Source organism: Vibrio sp. 05-20-BW147 (assembly GCF_013369385.1).
Taxonomy (GTDB): Bacteria; Pseudomonadota; Gammaproteobacteria; order Enterobacterales; family Vibrionaceae; genus Vibrio; species Vibrio floridensis.
In genome coordinates, this window is sequence record NZ_SZTO01000032.1 from 1 (window position 1) to 21,921 (window position 21,921).

At 45.2% G+C, this 21,921-nt stretch carries 16 protein-coding genes and 1 pseudogene; 4 read left to right on the forward strand and 13 right to left on the reverse strand.

What is annotated here, in order from left to right; translation table 11 throughout:
- The 7 genes and pseudogenes from FC652_RS18925 to FC652_RS18955 all read right to left on the reverse strand — a co-directional run.
- The coding region (locus FC652_RS18925) for an SIR2 family protein (protein ID WP_176299770.1) at nt 1-3,151 on the reverse strand (3,151 nt) is incomplete at its 3' end.
- 221 nt (nt 3,152-3,372) lie between these two features.
- Nucleotides 3,373-4,917, reverse strand: coding sequence for a replication endonuclease (locus tag FC652_RS18930; RefSeq protein WP_176299771.1), 1,545 nt, complete (start codon nt 4,915-4,917; stop codon nt 3,373-3,375).
- On the reverse strand, nt 4,914-5,165 hold the full coding sequence (locus FC652_RS18935) for a hypothetical protein (protein WP_176299772.1): 252 nt from the start codon (nt 5,163-5,165) through the stop codon (nt 4,914-4,916). Before FC652_RS18935 ends, FC652_RS18930 begins: the two co-directional genes overlap by 4 nt.
- The gene (locus FC652_RS18940) at nt 5,158-5,400 is read right to left on the reverse strand and encodes an AlpA family transcriptional regulator (RefSeq protein WP_065818745.1); all 243 of its coding nucleotides are present in this window, start codon (nt 5,398-5,400) and stop codon (nt 5,158-5,160) included. The genes FC652_RS18935 and FC652_RS18940 overlap by 8 nt, the downstream gene beginning before the upstream one ends.
- A 563-nt stretch (nt 5,401-5,963) precedes the next feature.
- A complete protein-coding gene (locus FC652_RS18945) occupies nt 5,964-6,932 on the reverse strand; it encodes a hypothetical protein (protein WP_176299773.1) in 969 nt (322 codons plus the stop codon).
- 159 nt (nt 6,933-7,091) lie between these two features.
- Nucleotides 7,092-7,418, reverse strand: a pseudogene (locus tag FC652_RS18950) (tyrosine-type recombinase/integrase); the annotation flags it as partial.
- A gap of 102 nt (nt 7,419-7,520) precedes the next feature.
- Entirely contained in the window at nt 7,521-8,363 is an 843-nt protein-coding gene (locus FC652_RS18955; protein WP_176299774.1) for a pirin family protein, read from the reverse strand.
- Between the two features lie 179 nt (nt 8,364-8,542).
- Between FC652_RS18955 and FC652_RS18960 the strand changes: the two genes are divergently transcribed.
- Nucleotides 8,543-8,818, forward strand: a complete 276-nt coding sequence (locus FC652_RS18960) for a hypothetical protein (protein WP_176299775.1) — start codon at nt 8,543-8,545, stop codon at nt 8,816-8,818.
- 12 nt (nt 8,819-8,830) lie between these two features.
- Here FC652_RS18960 and FC652_RS18965 read toward each other — a convergent pair whose 3' ends face one another.
- From FC652_RS18965 to glgX, 3 genes are all read right to left on the reverse strand, one after another.
- Nucleotides 8,831-10,033 carry a GGDEF domain-containing protein gene (locus FC652_RS18965; RefSeq protein ID WP_176299776.1) on the reverse strand — a complete coding sequence of 401 codons (1,203 nt, stop codon included), beginning with the start codon at nt 10,031-10,033 and terminating at the stop codon, nt 8,831-8,833.
- A 456-nt stretch (nt 10,034-10,489) separates the two neighbouring features.
- Complete coding sequence (locus FC652_RS18970; RefSeq protein ID WP_176299777.1) at nt 10,490-12,280, reverse strand: diguanylate cyclase; 1,791 nt, start codon at nt 12,278-12,280, stop codon at nt 10,490-10,492.
- A 155-nt stretch (nt 12,281-12,435) separates the two neighbouring features.
- A complete protein-coding gene (gene glgX / locus FC652_RS18975) occupies nt 12,436-14,421 on the reverse strand; it encodes a glycogen debranching protein GlgX (protein ID WP_176299778.1) in 1,986 nt (661 codons plus the stop codon).
- A 432-nt stretch (nt 14,422-14,853) separates the two neighbouring features.
- On the opposite strand from glgX, the gene lamB reads away from it, so the two are divergent.
- Nucleotides 14,854-16,035: a maltoporin LamB gene (gene lamB / locus FC652_RS18980; protein WP_176299779.1), complete on the forward strand. Its 1,182-nt coding sequence runs from the start codon at nt 14,854-14,856 to the stop codon at nt 16,033-16,035.
- Nucleotides 16,036-16,162: 127 nt separating this feature from the next.
- Nucleotides 16,163-16,993 (forward strand): MalM family protein, encoded by an 831-nt coding sequence (locus FC652_RS18985; RefSeq protein WP_176299780.1) that lies wholly within the window; start codon nt 16,163-16,165, stop codon nt 16,991-16,993.
- Between the two features lie 62 nt (nt 16,994-17,055).
- Here the strand turns inward: FC652_RS18985 and FC652_RS18990 are convergent, their stop codons facing one another.
- Complete coding sequence (locus FC652_RS18990) at nt 17,056-18,846, reverse strand: alpha-amylase family protein (protein ID WP_176299781.1); 1,791 nt, start codon at nt 18,844-18,846, stop codon at nt 17,056-17,058.
- Between the two features lie 234 nt (nt 18,847-19,080).
- Here FC652_RS18990 and FC652_RS18995 point away from each other — a divergent pair, with 234 nt between their 5' ends.
- Entirely contained in the window at nt 19,081-20,247 is a 1,167-nt protein-coding gene (locus FC652_RS18995) for a tetratricopeptide repeat protein (protein WP_176299782.1), read from the forward strand.
- Nucleotides 20,248-20,348: 101 nt separating this feature from the next.
- Here the strand turns inward: FC652_RS18995 and FC652_RS19000 are convergent, their stop codons facing one another.
- Together FC652_RS19000 and FC652_RS19005 are read right to left on the reverse strand one after the other, a co-directional pair.
- Complete coding sequence (locus tag FC652_RS19000; protein ID WP_176299783.1) at nt 20,349-20,726, reverse strand: hypothetical protein; 378 nt, start codon at nt 20,724-20,726, stop codon at nt 20,349-20,351.
- Nucleotides 20,727-20,984: 258 nt separating this feature from the next.
- On the reverse strand, nt 20,985-21,599 hold the full coding sequence (locus FC652_RS19005) for a PolC-type DNA polymerase III (protein WP_176299784.1): 615 nt from the start codon (nt 21,597-21,599) through the stop codon (nt 20,985-20,987).
- Nucleotides 21,600-21,921: the final 322 nt, after the last annotated feature.

Sequence of the window (21,921 nt, forward strand, 5' to 3'; positions counted from 1 at the left end):
TTTCTATTATTTCATTCGATATAAAGTCATCAGAAACATTAAAAATACTTTTATTAGATATATATAGTGACGTTGTATAGAAACCATTTAATTCAAGCTCACTAACCAATCTCAAAGTATCATTTAATAAATTTTTATCGAACTCGTCCTCTTTTATTCTTGGCAAAACTATACGTTGAAGAGCTTTTATTAAACAAGAGAATCTATTTCTAAACTCATCCGCTACGCTACCAAAAAATCCATCCTCTTTATCGTTTAGAGTTTTCTTATCTAGTTCCCACCAATGAACAAGCCTACTGGTTAACATTTCTATATCACTTATAGATAAGTCTATATCATTGTGACAATTAAGTAGCTCTTGGAAAAACACAATATCCCTTCCGATATTTGAATAACTTCTTCCATCTCCCTTAACGGGAATTCTCATTGAAAGAACATGTTTTTTTACAATATCCTTTAATTCTACAGTAGGGATTTCATGTGGGAGTGAAATATATGCAGATAAAAGAAGGCAATCCCATTTTGGAAGTTTATCATTTTCAACATTCTCCCAAAGTATTTCTCCAAACTCTTTTGATTGTTTTTTAGTTAACATTTTACAACTAAAAAACTTAGTAAGTGTGAGGACTCCCCATGATTTTTCATGATCCTTATCACTTTTCATAAGAGCAATAAAATAATTAAAATCATCATTATCTAATGTGAAATTATCCAATACACTCAAATCAAAATTCCAAATCGAAGAATAAAGTTTCCCTTCATCATCAAACCTAATTTTAGTAGGGCACTTACATTTTATTGCTAAAGGAATCAATCTGGCAGCCTGACTTTTAGACACCACTTTGGGGACACGTTCTAAAATTTCTCTCATCCCCCGAAAATTCAAATAAAAATCCGTTCCAAAAACCGAACACACATATTCATATATATCATAAATCAAATCAAATTTAACATTGGACACTAGTCGAGATAATATATCTGGTATCATTTCAGCAAAACGGCGGTCTATCCCTTTAGAAAAAGATCTCTTTTCAATTAAATCGAAATCTAATCCTTTCAATATATCTAGATACGTTTTACCCATCGTATCCAATACGGAGTTAGATGTAATAGTTAAGCCCTTACGACCGAAGAGAGTATCTATCGTTTTATCTCCACTTAGCCTGATACTGTTGAAACAGGCCAAAAATGGGTAGTAATAACTCACCGCAACCAGCCCATTTCTTAATGAATCCCCTGAAAGCTGCATATTTCCAGTTGTAAGTGGCAATCCTGCCTCTTCATAGAAGCGTAAAAAGTTCAATGCATTTAAAGTGTAATCGTTGCGTTTATAACTTCGAAGATTTTGGTATGAACCTATATCAAAGCGAGGAATGCATTCTTTGTGTGAAAATCCTTCATACTTAAACATCAATGACTGTGAGAAAAAAGTAAGCTCCCCCCAAGGATCACATTGGTATAATTTAAATTGATTCCTACGTTCACTAAAGTTAACTAAATCACCATCTAACTCTGATATATACTTTGTCTCATAATCGAGCAACATCATTGCATATGATTCTAGTGATAGAAGAGTAACATCATTCTTAATCGGAGATAAGTTGAGTTTTTTACGAATAACAGTTAAAGCTTCGCGAGTAATATTTGCCGCTAGCTCTAACTCTCCAACCTCTGCGTATAAAGATGATTTTTTTATCATCCATTGAGGTAATGTGTCACAAACAACCCACTCATTTAGAGCATTTCTTAGTTCTACAAACTTACCTTGATATAACTTTGATAGACAAACCTCATAGTATAATCGGCCTTTAAATTCGTGAGAGTAATCGTTTTCATTACTAACTTCATCAATTAATTCCTCCCACTCATTCCACTTGTATTCCTCTCTGTAATATCTGGCCAAGCTTAATTTAAGTCTACCCAATAACTCAAAATCAATATCAACCCCATCATCACCGAGTTTAAAAATTGCATCAGACAAATCTTCTGCAAAATCATTAAATATGGGCATAAGACAAATATTTAAGCACCAAATGAAATTATCTAAGAAATGTAATTTCAAGAGATGGTTCACACTTTTAATTTTATTGGTAGAACCTAGCCATTTTTCAATAAAGCTATATAGCCTTACCCTAGATTCACGAGGCGCTATCAACCATCCCGGATATTCATCCTTGACAGCATTAGTAACTTTAACAAATTTCTCAATCTGTTTTTCGATAGTTTCTTTCTCTTCACGCAAATCTGGACTGATATTTTCTATCTGTGGCCAATTAATAACCTTAGAAAGACTATTGTTTTTGGAGTTTATATATTCAAAGAATCTAGATAATGCCCCTTGATGTTGACCTTTACCAACACCAGGACACGAACTCATATCAACTACAACAATATTTCTCTTTTCTAACAGCTTCAAATCTGCGCAGGAGAAATCAAACAACCCTACAAGGTAAATATTTGGCGAATTACTCTGACCTAAGTTATCTCTAATCCAGCCAATCCATTTTAAAAAATTCGGATCATCTCCAGAGAAACCAACTAGGCATAGTGTATTCTCCAACAATGATTGCTGGACGGTATTTACAAAGGGCGAAAATTGGGATGGATATTTTCTATAGTCTTCCTCTGTAATTATAAAAGGCATAGTTGAGGGAAAACTACCATGAAGCTTTATAATTCTAGGAGAACTAGAATAAACTAGCTCATTACAATTTACTACAACATCATAACGTCGAGAGCTAACATTTTCTGTCGCTTTTTCAAGCAACGTATCGTAATTAGTAGTAAAAACATCAACCCACGGCAATGACAGTAAAGTATGGTGTATTTCTACAGGTTCAACCAGAGTATTGGGTATCTCTGAAGTAAGTATATGATTTAATGTATTTCGGCCAAAAACAGCCTCTACACTGTCAGCTAATTTAAGCACGTTACAATAACGAACCTTGTTTGATTCTGGCTTTTCTCCATACAGTTTCTCATAAAAAATATCACCAAGCTCATTCCAACTAGGGAATTTGCTACTTGCATTCTTACTGAAACCAGCGCCAACCATAATAGCGGCATGGTTTGTCCAAAGTTTCTCTGCAATGTCATCTAAGTAAGGTTTAATATCTGCGCTCACTTCAACTCTAGGATTGTTACTAGCCATACTTTTCTCGGACCAACGTGTTATAGCAATATGCAAAATTATCAAATTTATGTGTACTATATCACTAACATTCGCTTTGGTGCCAATGCATCGCTCTCAGACTGAGGAAACTCTATCCCTTATAAATACTGCGGCTTGTCTGTTAGAAAGATAAAAAGTGCTCATACATCTCGGTGAACTAAGGCTTACTGTAAAAATACAGTTATTCACAGAACTCCAAGTTAAAAAGCGTGACGCATATTAGATTCGATGCGCCACTTAAACAGACGGGTGATGATTTCACGCCCTTCAATGGCGACCCCTTTCAACGCTCTAACCAGCTCGTTGGCACAGTACAGCGTGGTTTTGATAACACCTGTCTCAGTGTCGATAGAAAACGCATAGTGCGGTTTAAACACTTGCGCTTTGCGTGTGCTGAACACACCGCCCATGCGTTGTGTGAATCGCTTCCAGTCGCCTTTGTCTGCCGCTTCGACAATCTCTTTTGCCACTGTTGGCAAATCTTGCATTTCTTTGAGGCGGCGCAGCTCTCGCCAAACTGTCACAGAGCAGCCACCGAGCTGTTGAAACTGGCGAATACCCCAACAGGAGGCCCAAGCGTCTACTCTTGCGGCGGCGTCTTTCGGGTCTTCCCCATAAACCCCACAATCTAGGTCGCTGCCGTCAATGTTTTTCGAGATGTATTTGGCAATGTATCCGGTTGCGCTGCCTTTGGCGGGGTCGATTTTGACTTCGGTAAAACGATGCTCCGTTGCGCCCTTTTCCTCTCCCTCTTCGCGCATGGCGTAATCACGCATGGTTTGCACCATCAGGTCATAGTGTTTGGGCTCGACAAACAGCAGCAAATGCCAGTGCGGTGTGCCGTCATGTTGCGGCTCTGCTACACGAAAACCGTAGAAACGCACGCCCAAACGGTTGAGCGTTGAGCGCATCAGTTTCCAAATATCATTAAGGTAGGTTTGCCCGTCCAGCGGGGTATACCCTGCCCATTTAGGGTTCACCTGTCCCGATGTGGAGTAACTGCGATGGTACTTTGACGGACAAGTAATAGTTAGAAAGGTTGCTACATGACCAAGCTCTTTGGCTAGGTCTTCAAAGCCTCTGGCTCTGACCATCAGCTCACCTTTGCGAATGGTTGGGTCGGAAACGCCTTTTTGTGACAGTTCCAGTAAAGAGAAGGACTGCCCTAGCTCATTGGTGGCGATGGTGTTTTCTAAATACGCCTTTTGATAGGCTTTCTGCTGACACCTTGCTATCAGTGTGGGCGCGGAGCAATAGAGGCTTTTGTGTTTGTTCACTTGGTTAAGGTGATGCAAAACCAACTCAGTGTTACGACGTAACGCCTTGCGCAATCCACGCAGCCACCATTTGCGGTCACTGTATCGAGCCACTTCACCCCTAAGTGAATATTGCCCGTCATAGGGTGTTAACCCTTTTTGGGCGACAAACTCACGCAGCACGCTTAAGGCGCGCTCGTCATTGCGAAAACGGCGGCGGCGCTCCAGCACTTCCGCAGCGTGCGTTTTGGCTTTTGCGCGCAAGTCTTCTTCACTGATATTGAGCGTTATCTTGTCAATTGGCAGCGACAATTTGAACGCAATCGAATCGACCGTGGTTCTAAGGTAGGTATTGCGCTCAAACTTGGTTGGATAGCTCAGGTACTCTTTAAGCAGTAAACGCTGAATAACGTCTGGAAATGGCAAAAGCCTTTGCTGTACAAAGGCTCTGTCGTCACGGTCAATGCAAGAAAGGTCGAGTGTGCTCATAGAATGCCCTTCCCCTTTTCGGTGATAGAGAAGACATCCCAGCGCAAACCGAAGAACTGTTGGGAGGTATAGCGGATAAGCCCCTCTCTCATCAGTTTGTGAATGGCTTTGTGATGCACCTGTATCGGCAAACGGGATTTCGGTTGCACATCGCCACTATGGGAGCAGTAATCCGAGCACACCTTAAAGGTGCGCCCCGTTCTCATCCATTTCAGCAGCGTGATTTGTTCTGGTGTTAAGTTAACCATGCAGCCACCCTCCTTGAGAAAGGTGGTTCAGTTTGGTTTGGCTATCAAGCCAAGCGTCTAGGTCTTCTTTGAGGTAGCGAACCGCACGACCAATTTTAATGAAGGGTGGCGCGAGGGTGCGGTTTTTACGCTGCCCTTCCATACGGGCCTGACGTAAGAAAGAACGGCTCATGCCAATGTAAGCGGCAGTTTCTTGCTCTGTATACGCACGTTTCTCAACGGTCATTTTTGTCATTTGAGTATCTCCTTGTGTTGATGGAGACTCAAACATAATGCTCGAAATTCGCGAGTTGACGTTTTGGTTGACGGTTTGGTTGACGTTTGATGTTTAATTTTGTGATGCGCATCAAATTAAGGCTATTTTCAAGTGGGTAGCGACTATTGCTCCCCCTTTTTTCGTACTAACTATGCGCTTCTGTCGGGTTCTATTTTTGAAGTCATTCGTTAATCAACCGAAAATCTAGCGCATCGCTCGGTTGAAAAGGTGTCATTTTAACCGGATAGCTATTACTTCCATCTCCAAGCGCTTAAAAGCACGCCTTTCATTTCATCCGTCAATGCGCTAGTTAACCGATCATCAACTTTGATTTAATTGGCTTTTCGTTTCTAACCCAACCCAAAAATGAAGCGCTGAATTTCAGCGCTTTTCTAGCGGATTTATTTGGTTTAATTGGCATTGAAAACCGTTGGTTTTAACGCTTTCAACTATCCAATAAAATTGTGTACTGACCAACCGGAAGTCAATGCGCTGACCAACCGAAAAGCTAACCGAAATGATGTGTGCACCTTACGGTTAGCCTAACCAGTTACCACGCACTCTTTTAGATGCTTCTTCACTTTAACCAAGTACTTTTGACGAAAAGACGCATACGTCACTTGGCTTTCCCGACCGCTATCATCCATCCAGATAAGCCGCTCGTTGTTTATCTCTTCAATATAACCATCGATATCAAACTGGCGGGATAGTTCGTTACGCGCATCTTCTCTCATCACATCCCACACGTTCGGCGCTTTGAGCTCTGTGCCATACACCTGCAAAATTCGGCACACCACTTTTTCAATCGGATGTGAAAGCAGTATATCGACACTGACCGAATCACGGACTTCGGCTTCTGGCAATGCACGCCGTATTTTCGCCTCACCAAACACGTCTATTATTTCCTTGAGATCCACCCGAAGCTGCTCAGGGGCCACCATAACATGCTCAACACTCAGTCTTTGAGCTTGCCTCATTTCAGGGCCGACATCGAAACCAACCGTCTCTTTGTTCAACGCTTTCCCGCACGCATTTTCTAGAACGCTCAACAAAGGAGAGAGTGAGTTGGCGGCTGTTGGTTTGACTCTAATCGCAGCAAAGGCCCAAAAAGCAACATCAGGCTGATTCGGGGCCTTTTCTGAATAAGCGTAGTCACACTGCTTTATGTTGTGATAAACCTCGGAGATAGAGCGCCACGCCGTGATGTTTTGATGCTCTAGGATATGAAGTAGTTTGACTTGCTGTGGTTGCATCAGTACAGCAAATTGGTGAGAGAGATCTGGCGTCAATCGAGTTAACCCCTGATAGTTAAACACTGAACGAATGACCATCTTCTTATCTCTCATCACGAGCGAACCTAACTCGTTTAGATCAACGTATGCGCACAATGAAAGGCGCTTCTCTTCCACTGCTGCTAACACATCCCCTTTCGTCATTGTTGTTTTTTGTTCAATCTCGTCTAAACGGATAAATCGTCTTTGCACTTCGTTCCCTCGCTGTCCTTGTATCATCACACGGGTTCCTTGTTATCGGCTCACAGAAAGATCAACATTTAGAATCGGATTCTGAATCCATTCTAAATACTCTATCGATTGCGTGAATGCGCTTCAAAACGATTTAGAAAGATTCATAATCTGTTTTGTGAACTGGATTATAAATCGTTCGCCCTATCAGCCGATGAGATTCACTGCACTTGCCTTATGCTCAGGAGCCAGATGCGCATAGCGCAGCGTCATTTTTAAATCCGCATGGCCCAACAATTCACGAACCACGTTCAAATCCGCTTCTTTCATCACCAACTTACTGGCGAAGTGGTGGCGCAAGTCGTGAAAACGGAAATTCTCGATTCCCGCCTCTTTGAGCAACGACTCCCACTGGTATTGATAAGAGTCGAGCGGTTTGCCATTTCGCTCAAACACCAATTCGGTATCCGGATTTTGCTCATGCCAAGCCTGTAACATGGTATACACCGTGTTATTGAGTGGAATGGTGCGTTTGTTTTTCGGTTTGGCTGGTTTTTAGTAACTAAATGTAATTTAACAAATGGAGTTGAACTAAAAATAACCAGCCAATGAATGCTGTGATAGATATAAAATATATTAGTCAGTGAATCGACCAGTATTATAGTCATCAATCGCTTGGTTAATTTCATCGATGCTGTTCATCACAAAAGGTCCATAGTGCACGATGGCTTCGTGAATTGGCTCTCCAGCAAAAATGAGTACGCCAGAAGGTTGTTCGGCCTTAATCTTGATCGCATCTCCCTCGCTGAGCAGCCCCAAATGCCCCTGAGTCAATTTTCGTCCATCAATCGTGACGGAGCCTTGATACACCAGCAGCATACACTGAAAGCGAGAGGGGAGCTTGGCGGCCAATGTGGTGGGCGCAGCGACTTGCCAATCGGCAACGGTCACGGGTACACCCGTTTCCAATAACGGGCCCGTCAGTTTATTGCCATCGACCTCTATATCGCCAGCGATCACGCGTAAGGTGTCTTTTTCGCGATGGTGCTCAGTAATGCTTTCTGGTTGAAAATCGTGGTAACGCGCGGGAGTCAGCTTTTTCGCGGCGGGTTGATTGATCCAGATCTGAAAACCATGCAACTGCCCTTCCGTCATGATGGGCATTTCACTGTGAATGATCCCTTTACCAGCGGCCATCCACTGTGCGCCACCACTTCTTAGCTCACCGACATTTCCCATGTGATCCTTATGTTGAAAGTGGCCATTGAGCATATAGGTTAAGGTTTCAATACCGCGATGTGGATGTGGTGGAAACCCACCAACATAGTCGGCAGAGTCTTGTGACTTCAGTTCATCTATCATCAGGAAGGGCGAAAAATCAGGGCATTCAAAACCGGCTAAACGGGTAATGTTGACACCATCACCGTCTTTAGTTGCAATAGATTCGCGAATTTGCTTCACCGTTCTTAGTTTGACCATCACTTGCTCCTTTGGCATGGCATGTTTCAATGTTTCTAGTGATAGTTTAGTGGCAAGCGGCGATTTGAGCAGAGGGAAAACGTGATCAGCTTATTCGAAAATTTTGATTGTGCGACTCTATACGGATTGTCGATGTCAAATTTGTCTATACTTTAGAAGAGATAGGTAGGAGGTGCCCTTTGTCTGTTCAAGCTAAACATGGCGATCGCCCGCCAAGATACGAAGCGCCCGATTTAACAGCTGAACAGCGCCATCGCTTCACCTCGGTGGCGAATCAGGCTCAAGCGCGCAGGGAACGATTGGAAGAAGAACCGACCATCATTGAAGCTGCGAAACGTGCTGCTTTAAAACCGGTGGTCAAAGTACGCCCAGACAAACCGAATCGAACTCGCTATGCCATCTGGTTGTGTACGTTTTTGCTGGTTTGTCTTTGGCTGATGTATATGTCTGGCTAACGATTCTGCCGCCTATTCTGACGATGAGTTCACTTTTTTTACAAAGAGCGACACGTTATCCGTTGGCGGAAAAGGTTCACTGTTCATCATTTTTTTTTGTGTTTGTGATAGGGGCGGTGCGCAGTTTTCGTAATAGGCATATTGGTTTTTGCCTGAATGCTTGGCGGAATACATCGCTTTGTCTGCACAACGTGTTAACTCAGAAAGCTCAAAAGCGTCTTGTTGGTAAATCGCCGCACCGACACTAAGTGTCAACTCATTGATTCTTTCATGCGCTAAGTAACCGGTGGTAAACAAGCCGACAATCCGTTGCAGAATTCTGTCGAGGTCTTGCTTGGTTTTCACATCATAAAGCATCAGTACAAACTCATCTCCGGCAAAACGTGCAATCGAATAATCGTGCTTGTCTGTTCTGCGATTTTTGTTACGAACGTTGTTCTTCAAACGGTGGGCAAAGTGTTGCAAGACGCGATCACCCACATCGTGGCCATAGGCATCGTTGATGTGTTTAAAGTTGTCGATATCGAGAAAAACCAAGGCGGTGATGCATGTACTTGGTGTGGCATCTATTTCCCGCAGTTTATCTTTCGCCCAGTTTTCAAAACTCCAACGGTTCGCCAAACCAGTGAGTTGATCGAGGTAGGCAAGATCTTCAATCCCTTCTTGGTATAGGCTTTGAACATAGCGAACCACTTTGCTGTAGTAGAAAGTGGATGTGTGACACACAATGCAGGTAGCAACGAGAGCGATGAAAAATTGGGTCGCATCTAGTAAACCTGTTAGCACGACCGTTTTGGCAAAGAACAGCGAATAGGCGATGATAAAACAGAAAGAGCCACTCAGCATTAAACCAATATTGAAGCTGTTGATTAAAATGACGATGGCTAACAGAGGAAAAAGGACCAGCATTTTGTCGGCGGTAGCATCGCCATACAAAAACAACAGCAGTGCATCCAAGAGCATCAAACAACTCAGGACCAAATCGGCGTAGTGTGGTTTTTCTACTGACTTGATGTACAAGAAATTGCCAAGACAAATCATGGCCGCCAAACCGTTTAACGCCGCTAAAGCAAAATCTGAGTGTGTAAATTGGGTTATTGCGCAGTAGAAAAACATCATAGAAGCGGCAACAGAATACAGACCAACAATTTTTTTCTTTCTTGTTGATCGAATGTCTGCCATTTCTTCAAGATGTTGCCCTACTAATTTAGTCATTTTTACCCTTTAAGTTGCACTTTAGTCGCTTTCCCGCCACTTAATTCTAGGAGAGAAATAGAAGTTTGAAGCGATATCACGTTACTTTTAATGTGATAAGTATCTTGTTTCTTATGTGTTTTATTTCTTATTGTGTAATTAAGATGCAGAAAAAAAGAGAAGTCGGTAGACGTTAGTCGCATCCGAGTATGTAAGGGCTGGCCGGAAAATGAGCAGTAAAAGGAGAGAGAGGGGCTATTTTTAACGTCATTTTTCTAGTTATAAAAAACGGGTTTTGATGAAAAAATAGTCTAATAGTTTAAGTGACTCGTGAGCTATTTGGTAAATGATTGAGCTTTTCAGTGAGGTTTGATTTGTTTTGTTTCTATTCAGTTAATTAGATTTAAAAAGTGCGCGATTTCCGAATCGAACTTGATTCAGAAAATCGCGCTTTCTGTTTTTTGTGAGCTGATTACGCTATCTCGTGATGTTCGCCACGAGTGCTTCTTGAGTCACCACTCTGTTTTTACCAAGATTCTTTGCTCGTTGCAGCGCCAGTTCCGCGGCCTCTATGGTGGCGTGGTAGCTCTGTTCGAGTTTGGTCATGCCAACGCTAATGGAATAGGCAACGGGTAACCCAGCTTCCAATAAGCGCGTATGGCTGATGGCTTGCCGTAGCGTATCCAGCTGTGCTTTGGCTTCTGTTTCATCACAGGCTCGAAATAACACGGCAAATTCTTCGCTGTCGTAACGCGCGATGCATAAGCCATGTGGCTTTTGAAAGCTATCGCGCAGTAGCTGCGCAGTTTTGCGGATCACTATGTCCCCGACAGGGTGACCAAACGAATCGTTGATGCGTTTAAAATTGTCGATATTAAGCATGGCGAAGTAGATATTCTCTTGCTCTAACTCACGTTGCATTGCATTTGCCAGGCTGGCTTTGTTCTCCAGTTGTGTCATCGGATCTTGGTGACGTAACTGCTGATGGAGCAGCAAATTGGCCAGTGCAGTTTGTGCGTAGTTCTGAACCAAGATCATAATGGCTTTTTGCATTGGGAAGCGTTGTCGAATGTAGACCACTGCCAGCAGTGAGGTGCCATCGAAGAGTGGCATTCGGTAATGGTGGCCATGCACTTTCAGTTTGAGTGTTAGAGCATCACTGTGGCGATGGTGGCTCAACGACGTAAACTGACTGGCCAGCGAAACGTCATGCAATAATGGCTTTTTGTTGCCGTGATAATCCAAGGTACTAAAGAGGTGGTTTGCATTGTCGTACAGGCAAAACTGCACACCGGAGTGCGGGCAGAAGCGATCGAACAGGTGTTTGAGTTGCTGTTTGAACTCGACCACTGTTTTGGCCTGACCAAGACGCGACAGCTCTTCAACCAACTGATATGCCAAGTAGTGAATCACGATGGTAAAGCCAATCAGCGAGGCGATGACAAGCGCTGTAAGGCTGAACTGATTGCTGCTTGAAAGGATATCGCTTCTGTCAGTGCCCGCCACAAAAATCCAATCAAGATCGTTATCTGCCTCAAACACCGTCAGCTTAAAGTTGTCGCGATAGTAATATTCGTGTTTACCAGATTGTATGCCTTGTGCGATCTGTTGAGCGATACCACTGTTAAAGCTAAAGGAGTGTGTGCCGATCCGGTTGGGATCAGGATGGAAAACGAGTTTGCCTGTCGCCTTCTCGACCACAAAGACATACCCATTTTCAAGGGTTTTCAGTCCTTTTAAATATTGCGTGGTAAACAATAAATCAAACTCAATCCAGAGTTGCCCATCCAGAGCCGGGTTGGCGTGTCGAACGGCGAACACCCAGCGGTTTTTATTGTTCTGATAGATGGAAGAGATTTCAAACTTGTCGCGAACGGTTTTGAGAGGATGCCAGTAGAGTTTATAAGGGTTGATGGTTTGCTGTTTTCCCGACAAGTCAACCAGTGTGGAGTGATTTCTTCGCCAAAACAGAATGTTAGAGTAGTTGCTGGAATGAGAAAGGATATGCTGCGTGATCTTTTCGCTGTCTTCATTGTTGGGGTTTAAGTTGGACGACAGTAACGATTTTTCCAACAAGTAGAACTTGCTGTACACCGCTTCGATTTGTGCATGGACCAAACTGCTCGCGGTAATAATATTGGATTGGGACTGCTGATAAACCTGGGATTCGGATTGTTTGAATTGGTGATAAGCCAGATAGATCATGATGATCGTTAGTAAAGCAAGATAGGGGCGTAAAAGCCGCATCAGTATTTTCGGTAATTCCATTTTGCCAGTGACGTTATTAAAAGTGTTATATGGATCGCAATATTAGAGAGTTCTGATGTGCACTTCAATGCGTATTACTTGGTAGAGGGTCTGAGTGATGAAAAGACCAGCAACTTGCTGGTCTTTTGATGAGATTTGGGTGGAAAAACAAACCGCTACACTTTGGGCTTGGCTAACGCGCTTTCCTGCGGCTGGTAATGCAAAATCGCCATCGAGACGGGTGAGAGCAGTACTTCTCCTTTGGCGCTATCTGGCGAGACATTGCGCACGTTGGTGTCACAAATGTAGGTCCACTCTTGTTGGTTGTCATTAGGCAGCGTAAAGCGCGCTGGTGCACTGGTTTGGTTGATTAAATAGACCAACTCAGCGCCTTTTTCACCAATGCCAATATGCAGAGAAACCGCGCTCAAACGGTTCCAATCATCGTGCTCCATATGAACACCGTCAACCCGACGCCAATAGATGCGATTGAGGTTGCGGCTTGGGCCACTGAAGGCGCGAATAAACGGCACCATATAACGTTGGCGATTTTCCACCATTTGCGCCAACCAGTGACGAAAATCGTTCTTGCGCTCAGAGTGCTCCCAGTTTAACCAGCTGATGTCGCTATCTTGGCAATAGGCGTTGTTGTTGCCTTTTTGGCTGTGCGACAGCACATCGGCAGTCAAAATATGCGGGATACCAAAAGCAAACAACAAGCTCGCCATAAAGTTGCGTTTCTGCTTTTCACGCGTGGCGATGATCATCAGATTTTCTGTTGGCCCTTCTGCCCCGTAGTTTTCTGAACGATTGTCACCATGGCCGTCGCGATTCTGTTCGCCGTTATCTTCGTTGTGTTTGTGCTTGTACGACACCAAATCCTGCATGGTAAAGCCATCATGATAGGTGATGTAATTGACCGTCAGCTTGTAAGGCCAGTTGGCCGCACTGTAGATATCGCGTGACCCCATCAAACGGGTGGCAAACTCTTTCAAATAGCCTTGGTCACCACGCCAAAAGCTGCGGGTGATGTCACGCAGCTTGTCGTTACACTCGTTCCAACCAAATGGGAAATTGCCCACTTGATAGCCATTGGGCCCAATATCCCAGGGTTCAGCGATCAGTTTGGTTTCTTTGAGGACAGGATCTTGCGCGACGGCTTTGAAAAAGGCCGCATCTCGGCTGTAGTCATCCCCTTGGCGGCCCAAGGTTGCCGCTAAATCAAAACGGAAACCATCGACTTTGAATTCGCTGACCCAATAACGCAGTGTGTCCATCACCAAATTTAGCGCTGGCTGATAGGTGAGATCGACGGTATTACCACAACCAGTGAAATTGGCGAAATGGCTGCCATGTTTGAAGTAGCAGCGCGAATCGAGCGCTTTGAGGTTGAATACGGTTGGGCCCGCGCCCCCTTCCGCCGTGTGGTTGTAGACCACATCCAAAATCACTTGGATACCGTGGCGATGCAGTTCTCGAATGGCAGTTTTCAGTTCCAACACGGCATCTTTGTCAGCGTAGCGAGGGTCAGGGACCATAAACAAATAGGGGTTGTAGCCCCAATAGTTGACCTTACCCATATCGAGCAAGTGAGGTTCATGCATGCAGGCCGCAATCGGCAGCAGTTGCAGCGTGTTGATGTTTTGTTGTTTGTAGAATGCCAGCATGGCCTTACTGACTAAACCCAGGTAGCGGCCTTGTGCCGCAGGTGCCACTTCCGGATGAAGCTGACTTAGCCCTTTTACGTGGGTCTCAAACAGCACCATCTCTTCACGGGAAATTCGTGGGGGCTCCACGTCTTGCCAATCAAAATCATCTTGATACACCACACATTTGGGCATGGCGAAGCTTTTCTCTGCACTGTAGGGTGTTTGGTAGTGAAGTGGGCCATCAAGAGCTTTAGCATAAGGGTCGGAGAGAAGCAGCGGGCCATCGTCACTATCGACAATGTAACCGTATCTTTGCCCATGTTGGACGTTGTCGATAAAGGCATAGCGGATGCCAGCGTACTCTTCGCTGAGCTCAAAAGTTTTAAATTCGTTGTTGTCGTCAAACAAAGCCAGACGAATAGACGCACAATCCGGTGAATGAATGGCAAAGTTACAACCTGCCTCGTGTAACGTTGCTCCTAAGGGATAGGGACGAGCGAGCGATGTTGTCATAGTTATTTTTCTTAGTTCAGTTTCCATCTTTCGGAACCACTAGTAAAAAACTTTGTCTTACTGAGGTCAAGCGCCCTCAGTGATTATTCTTAATGTAATAAACTTTCTTTCTATTGTTCATCTTGGGTGAAAATATGAAATAGCCCTCACTTTGTAGCCCATCAACAACTAATAAACTTACCAACTCCACCCTAAATCAGTGATCAGTATCGATAAAATATTGTTCTGTAAATGATCTCATCCTTTCTCATCCCCCCTGTTTTTTTTCGGGGTGGAGGACGTTTTTCATCTCCGCCTTTCATAGCATAGCCAATGTTGAAACAACTGGGGACCTAGTCCCGTCTTACCTCTCTTCTTGAACACACAAACTCTACTGCCTGGTGAGTGACTTCATGGAGAGATACATAAGAATAGTCCTTAATGGAGTTAAGAATGAAAAAAGTAAGTTTAATCGCTGCCGCAGTGGCTTCTACGTTAGCAGCGGGTAGTGCGTTTGCTGTGGATTTCAATGGTTACATGCGTGCTGGTACTGGTATTAGTGGTAACGGTACTGCGGATGTTGCTTTTCAAAAATCGGGTGTTGGCCGTCTAGGTAACGAAAACGACAACTACTATGAGTTTGGCTTTTCAGAAGAACTGAAAAGCGGTGAGCAAACTTGGAAAGTTGAGTCAATGATTGCACAAGGCAACAATGGCGCAAACGGCTGGGAAGACGGCGACTTTAACGTTGCTCAGTTCAACGTACAGGCTAAGGGCCTATTGGCTTCTGACAAAGAAGCGGTATTGTGGGCGGGTAAACGCTACTACCAACGTAAAGACATTCACATTACGGATTTCTACTACTTGAACACATCAGGTACTGGTGGTGGTATCGAAAACCTATCTGTGGGCGATCAAAAGCTATCAGTGGCGCTTGTGCAAGATGGTGATCACGCTGCATCTTCTGGTTACATTCTGGATGCACGCCTAGCTAACATTAGCTTTGGTGAAAACGCGTCTCTTGAATTTGCATTGGCGTATAACTTTGCAACGGAGAAAGATGGTAAAACTGAGCAAGCAGATGATGGTTTAATGGCAACGGCGATTATCCACAAAGGCCTAAGCAACGGCTTCAACCAAACGATTTTCCAAGCAGGCACAGCAGGTTACGGTGCTCAAGTGGCTAACTTCTGGGGCGCAGGTACTTACTACGGTCGTGGTTCTGCAGACAATAACGATGCGATGGGTTTCCGTGTGTTGAACTGGGGTGTGGTTAACTTGAGTGACGCATGGGAAATGGGCCATCAGTTGGCTTACCTAGCGGGCAGTGACATTGGTGCTTCAAAAGCGGATATAAGTCAATTCTCTGCGGTAGCACGCCCAATGTACAAGTGGAATGATACAATGCGCACTGTATTTGAAGCGGGTTACAACGGCGGTGAAGATGATAAGGGTGCGGATTTCGCCTACAGCAAGCTGACGGTTGCTCAAGCATGGGCTATGGGTAACAGCTTCTGGTCTCGTCCTGAACTGCGTGTATACGGTTCATACTTAACGGATCACGAAGGCACAACGTTCGGTAGCAAAGGTGACTCTGATTTCGTAGTGGGCGTTCAAGTCGAAGCTTGGTGGTAATCAAGCCCCTTACACGAAATACGTGACACATAATCTGAATAGCCGATGTTGATCGGCTATTTTTTTCAAGGCTCCTATCCCTTCGGTTTGATAAGAGCCTTTAAAAAAATAATCAAGAGGTGTTCCTATGGTGTTTCGAGCTTTATTACTCGGCGGATGTATTGCCTTAGCTGGCTGCCAAAGTGCGGCGGTGGTTGAACAAGTTAACGCGAGCTCGGGGCAAGAAGTTCAGCAAATTGCTCAGTTGCAAGCAATGAAAGTGAAATTGCCGAGCACAACCAAAGTGGTTTTAAGTGATCAAACGCAGTTCTTGCGCACATCGGTGATTGCAAGCCCTGTTGCATTGTTTGAGATCCCAGCGGATCGTGGCCAGATGACGTTAACCATTACCAGTGAAATTGGTGATTCGGTTTTCTTTCCGCATCTGATGATTGTGGATTCAGCGGGTCAGCTGATCGAATCTTATGACAGTACGGTGTTTGAGTATCGCAAGCCACGGTTACAACTTGGCAACCGATTAGTGGCGGAACTGGATTTCTATCCCCCACAAGGCTACAAATCGCTCAATCTGTTGATTTACACCACAGAACAAGATCGCCAAGGCGTCACTTATGTTGCGCATCCCGCCCGAATTGATGCTGAGGCGAGGGGGAATTATCTTCCTGAAGCGAAAGACATTCCCATTCCACATGCGCTAACGGGAACCATTGAGCTGGATATCTCTGGCCCGTCATTTTTGTCGCAGCTCCGTCGGGAAGAGCGTCCAACCACGACATCAACCGATGCAGCGAAAACGCAAGTTCAGCCAGACACTCAGGCCTACTATTTCCAGTCAATTGAACAAGCGGTTGAGGCAGGCGACATCCCTAAAGCGTTGAGCCTACTGGATGAAGCCAAGGCGCTCAATATTGAAGGGGCGCAAGCGGTGTTCGTTAACGCCGTTAACAAGAAAAAGTAACCGAGACTGATTGAAAAGCACTGGCATCACCAGTGCTTTTTTTATGGTCGAGTTTGAGCCAGTTATCGCTCAAGTACCCATGCGCTGGCGGCAAAAGGCGGCAGGGTGAGCCAAGCTCGACCTTGACCGTGATTGACGTTCAGTTGCAGGGTTTCATTGGCATGATGACTGGATTGGTCACTGAGTTTATCCACTAAGGTATATTGCCCGTCCGCCAGCCCAAGTTGCGCGATCAACGCCTCAGGCAGCACCACTTGGCAGACATTCTCATGGTGGGCCGAGAAATTGCTGCCTGCCAGCACCAATTGTTGTTGGTCGTAGCGAGCAAAAAGATGGCAGAAGTGGCTCAATGCTTGTTGGTTGGTGGGGTACAAATCGTAATACTCACCGCTCATTGCTGAGTGGGTCAAGGTGAAGTTGAGTAAACGTGCATAGAACGCCCGCAGTGCGCGTTGTTTTTCACTCAGTTGGCCGCCATCAAACTGGCCTTCATTCATCCATTTTTGATGTTCGGGCACGCCCACATAATCAAAAATCGACGTGCGGCTGGGCAGACCAAAACCGCCCAACTCCGCTCCTGCTTCGCCCACTTCCTGAGCAAAATAAATCATGGTGGGTGAGCTACTGAGTAAAGCCGAGACCAACATTGCAGGGCGACCAAACTCCGCATCCCCAGCAAACTGAGGTGAGGCGAGGCGCTGCTCGTCATGATTATCGAGGAAATGCAGCATGTGGTGCTCAATGTCCATCATTTGCGCTTGGATCTCACCGATGATGGCGGTGGAAGCGCGGTTTTGCATCACCGCTTTGAGTCCGTCGTACAAATCCACTTTGTCGTACAGATAATCCATTTTGCCCAAGTGGATGTAATCGCGGTATAGATGAGGCTGATACACTTCGGCCATCAAAAACGCATCAGGATTGCGCATTTTGATGTGTGAGTTGAGATAGCTCCAAAACTCGACAGGAACCATCTCTGCCATGTCGTAACGGAAACCATCGACGCCGAATTCGAGCCAATACAGAGCGATATCGCGAAATTTCTTCCACGAGTCAGGTACGTCTTGCTGCTGCCAAAAGGCAAAATGCTCTGCTGCGGTTTTCTGCGCGAAATCCGCGGGCAATTCGGCAAAGTCTTTGCTGCCATCGGGTCGCACGCCGTAATTGACTTTGACCGTTTCATACCAATCATCAAACTGAGGTTTGGCTAAGCGCGAGCCGTTGCCCGTCCATTTGGCAGGGAATTCTTCGTAAGGCCACTGCAATTGTGGGTGCGCCTCACCGCCGAGTGGAGTAAAGGGCGCTGGAAAGTCAGGCAGTTGAAAGGCTTGCCCTGGAATATAGTAAAAGTTGTTGTCTCGGTGATATTCGATGGAGGTGTCGTCGTCAGCACCAAAGTCGCGCACCCCTTCAGGGTTATTTAATCCGTGATACTTGCGCGCAACGTGGTTGGGTACGATATCGATGATCACTTTCATGCCGTGGCGATGGGTACGCTCAATTAACGCGGCAAATTCTGACAATCGTTCTGCCGGATTGTCGGCCAAATCGGGATTCACCGAGTAGTAATCTTTGACGGCATAGGGCGAGCCGGCACGCCCTTTCACGACGGCAGGGTGATCGTGGCCAATGCCATAGTGTTGATAATCCGCCACCAACGCATGGTGCGGCACGCCCGTGTACCAAATGTGGCTAATACCCAGTTGACGAATTTCTTTGAGTGCGAGGTCAGTAAAATCACTGAATTTGCCAACGCCATTTTCTTCTTTGCTTCCCCAAGGTCGGCTGTGCTGAATTTTGTTGCCAAATAGACGAGTAAAGACTTGGTAAACGGTGAATTTTTGTTTTTTCATTTCACATTTATCCCATGTTTGTAGGGTCATTATTATTGGGGCAAATTAACGGATATGACACCGCTTGAACTCCTCCTCTTTGGGGGCGTAGAGAGGGTTAAAAGCGGTTTATCTGTGGCAATGTGTATACTTAAGTAACCTTAGCTCAAGATTTTAACAAATATGCCGTTAACCTCGGTAAGAAGCGTGTTTTAATTAGGCTCAGAGTGAGCTGATCAATAAAGAAATGACATTATGAGTATGATGGCCATTGCCATCGGTGCAACCAGCCTTTCGCTATTGTTGGTGTTCGTATGGATGTTTTCCTTGTCGTTAAGGAAACAGCGCATCGAGCAAGAGCGAAAAGCGAGAGAAATTGCCAACCGAAAAGCAATCGAAAAAGCGCGAGAACAAGAGAGACAGGAACGACTATTCAAAGCCGAAGGTGGCCATGTTCCGACAATCTTGTATTTAGCCAAGGAAGCAGAGCGAACGAACTTAAAGGAAGCGCTTTATTGGTATAACAAGGGAGCACGTTTAGATAACGTGAACTCGATGTACGGCATTGTTCGCATGAGTGAGCGTATGCGTGAAGACTTGATCCTCAAAGAGCAAGCCAATTTTTGGCGCATGGCGATCGCTGGATTGGAAGGTAACCTCGATGCGAAGTTTGAGGCAGGAAAAGCGCTGGTGCATGGACGCGGGGTTGAGAAAAATCTGCCCAAGGGCTATCGCTTAGTCGAAGAAGCCGCGGTTCAAGGCAACCTCGACGCTATGTTGTTTATGGGAGAGTGGAGCCAGTCAGCCGAGAACCCAGAGAAGTCCAATGGTAATGCTTACCAGTGGTACTATCGAGCGGCGAACAAGGGCAGTGTCGATGGGCAAATTCAACTTGGATTGAGTTATCTCTCGGGGCTGGGAACGAGCACCGATCACGCCAAAGGAACATATTGGTTAGAACGAGCTGCGGAAAGAGGTAGCGCGGAAGCGATGTTTCATGCGGGTGAGGCATGGCGAGACAGAGGAAAAACAGGGAATGCCCTCTCTTACGTTTGGTTTTTTCTTGCGTCACATTTTGGCTATGAAAAAGCTCGCGTGATGCGCGACCAAGTGGCATCGAAAATCGGTGTTGATATTGTGGTTGGGCTACAAGCGGTGGCCAAACCATTAATGAAAAAACTTGAAACAGGCAAAGTCGGCAAGCACGCGATCATCAAAGCGCTGAACAAAGTGTATAAGCGCACGAGTTATTTTCCACCGTTAGAAGCCAGCTTAGACAGCCCGACAGAAACGTTGGCGTTTGAAGACGACCTAGAAGAAAGCTTGCTGGCAGATACCGTTGCCAATGATGAGCCACCGTCAGCCAGCAGTGGACAACTTGATTTCACCCAACACTCTTTCTCAGGTAACGACAAATCTTAAAAATCCGGTCACCAATAACAACAAAGGCGTTAGCACCCCAAGGTTGCTAACGCCTTCCACCACAATTGCGCATGATTATTAGTCATGCTCAGTGAGTTTGATTATTCCTCAATGTCACACTCGGTGCAGCTTTGCAGCGCGATTTCGTGTTCGAAAACCATCACTTCATTACCCTCGGCGAGTAACTCGGCGATTTCATCCGCGACTTCTTGCTCATCTTCTGCTTCCACTTGGTCAGCCAGTTCTTCTTCTGAATAGCCGTAGAAGTTCAGCAGCAAGTAGTCACGTGCTTCTTCTTTTGTGCACGTTACGTTCACCGCAAGATCGGGCTCAACGTTATCTTGCGCGATGATTTCAGCCACTTGGGCAAGCACATCCTCTTTCATTGCTGCCGTTAACCAACCCAGATCCGTACTTACCGTGGTCTTTTTGCAGTCAAAGCATGGAAGTTGATGAAAGTAGTATTGAAAATCAGTCATAGGTCATTTCTTCTTTGAGTGTCGATAGCAAGATTATGCGCGTTTTTAGGTAAATTACTATCTCAAAAAATGGTTGAAATGAAATATTCGTTCCTAATTGAAGCGACAGAAGTGTAGGCGACCTTCGTTCGTTGCAATGCCAAGTTGTTTGGTTAAGGGAATGAACGCAGTGACAGCGGCTTGCGCAAGGTTTCTTGGTCTCTAACACCTGCATAAATACGGTGCTATCAAGAGAGGCAACTGTCGAAAGGCAGTTCGTTACCTACGGCTTTTTGCCAGTAGCTGAGCCACTTTGCCTTTGGTGGTTTTACTCACGGTTTGCATAAACTGAAAGCTTGGATTGGCGATGCCCGAGTTATCTAACTCTTCCACCATCAGAAGCCACAATTTGGCTGTCATTTGAGCATCGGCCAACGCTCGGTGAAATACGCCGTCGTTGTCGATATTTTTATAGCGAACCAACTCACCAAGCTTGTGTGACGGCGCGTCTTGAATCAGCCGTCTTGCCACCAACAGTGAACAGGCAAACTCGCCTGAATAGTCGCAGTTGATTCGCTCAAGCTCTGCATCCAGAAAGCGTTTATCGAACGAGGCGTTGTGCGCAATCAGGTTTTCACCCGCAATAAACTCGCTAAACGATGCCATCACCTCATCGCAACTGGGCGCGCTGCGCAGCATGTTATTGGTGATGCCGGTGTAGCTTTCAATAAATGAACTGACCCGAAAGCCAGGGTTCATCAACTGCTGGAACGTCTCCACTACCTCGCCATTCACCAGTTTTACCGCACCAATTTCTATCGCGCGATCCCCCAAGTTCGGAGAGAGACCAGTGGTTTCAAAGTCGAGCACGACAACGGAATTGGCTTGAGACATAAGGCTTTCCAACTAAACAATAACGCGCAAGAGTATCTGCGAAAGTGGTGAAAAAGGGAAGGAGAGGTGTCGAAGTAAGGCGAAGCTCAGTTCGTATTGGGTTAAAAAGTAGGCCTCAAATATCACGTTTTTCCGCTCGGGTGAGTTAGTATCAGGGCGGGATCGCACTTTGTTAACAAATATGATCTAATTGTGCCAAACCCTCAGCAGCACAGTCATTTTGAACCTTATTGAACACTTATCTGTTGTAGAAGATACTCGCTCGGACATCAACCAAAAACACGACCTTATCGATGTTATGTTCCTTGTTATTAGCGCTATC

Coding starts and splice junctions, on each gene's coding strand:
- FC652_RS18930 (WP_176299771.1), bottom strand. CDS start 4,917: ATGAGCACACTCGACCTTTCTTGCATTGACCGTGACGACAGAGCCTTT.
- FC652_RS18935 (WP_176299772.1), bottom strand. CDS start 5,165: ATGGTTAACTTAACACCAGAACAAATCACGCTGCTGAAATGGATGAGA.
- FC652_RS18940 (WP_065818745.1), bottom strand. CDS start 5,400: ATGACAAAAATGACCGTTGAGAAACGTGCGTATACAGAGCAAGAAACT.
- FC652_RS18945 (WP_176299773.1), bottom strand. CDS start 6,932: ATGATACAAGGACAGCGAGGGAACGAAGTGCAAAGACGATTTATCCGT.
- FC652_RS18955 (WP_176299774.1), bottom strand. CDS start 8,363: ATGGTCAAACTAAGAACGGTGAAGCAAATTCGCGAATCTATTGCAACT.
- FC652_RS18965 (WP_176299776.1), bottom strand. CDS start 10,033: ATGACTAAATTAGTAGGGCAACATCTTGAAGAAATGGCAGACATTCGA.
- FC652_RS18970 (WP_176299777.1), bottom strand. CDS start 12,280: ATGGAATTACCGAAAATACTGATGCGGCTTTTACGCCCCTATCTTGCT.
- glgX (WP_176299778.1), bottom strand. CDS start 14,421: ATGACAACATCGCTCGCTCGTCCCTATCCCTTAGGAGCAACGTTACAC.
- lamB (WP_176299779.1), top strand. CDS start 14,854: ATGAAAAAAGTAAGTTTAATCGCTGCCGCAGTGGCTTCTACGTTAGCA.
- FC652_RS18985 (WP_176299780.1), top strand. CDS start 16,163: ATGGTGTTTCGAGCTTTATTACTCGGCGGATGTATTGCCTTAGCTGGC.
- FC652_RS18990 (WP_176299781.1), bottom strand. CDS start 18,846: ATGAAAAAACAAAAATTCACCGTTTACCAAGTCTTTACTCGTCTATTT.
- FC652_RS18995 (WP_176299782.1), top strand. CDS start 19,081: ATGAGTATGATGGCCATTGCCATCGGTGCAACCAGCCTTTCGCTATTG.
- FC652_RS19000 (WP_176299783.1), bottom strand. CDS start 20,726: ATGACTGATTTTCAATACTACTTTCATCAACTTCCATGCTTTGACTGC.
- FC652_RS19005 (WP_176299784.1), bottom strand. CDS start 21,599: ATGTCTCAAGCCAATTCCGTTGTCGTGCTCGACTTTGAAACCACTGGT.